Origin of the sequence: Pantoea sp. Ft-CA_14 (assembly GCF_024520875.1) — a bacterium.
Taxonomy (GTDB): domain Bacteria; phylum Pseudomonadota; class Gammaproteobacteria; order Enterobacterales; family Enterobacteriaceae; genus Pantoea; species Pantoea agglomerans.
The window spans coordinates 1-221 of the sequence record NZ_JALNPM010000066.1 but is presented as its reverse complement, the minus strand read 5'-3'; the positions used below and the strand labels follow the sequence as shown (position 1 = coordinate 221).

1 protein-coding gene is annotated in these 221 nt (G+C 62.9%); it reads right to left on the bottom strand.

Features of this window, described 5'->3' with window-relative positions; all coding sequences use genetic code 11:
- On the bottom strand, nucleotides 1-221 hold a 221-nt coding region (locus NR195_RS23010), incomplete at both ends, for a hypothetical protein (protein ID WP_256844946.1).

Sequence of the window (221 nt, the reverse complement as noted above, 5' to 3'; positions counted from 1 at the left end):
AACTCGCGTCCCACCCTGTTATCGTTCGCATCAAAGCGCTGTGCGTAGATGGCCGAGCCATCCCCGTCGCCGCCTTCGGAGCCCCAGATAAGCAGGTAGCCGCCATCATCCAGCGCCACGCCGACCGGCTTATACTGCTTGCCACTGGTGTAGCTGTTGACGATGAAGTCACCGCTGCCGACCAGCGTCAGCGTTCCGGTGGCGGCATCCACGCGGTAGTG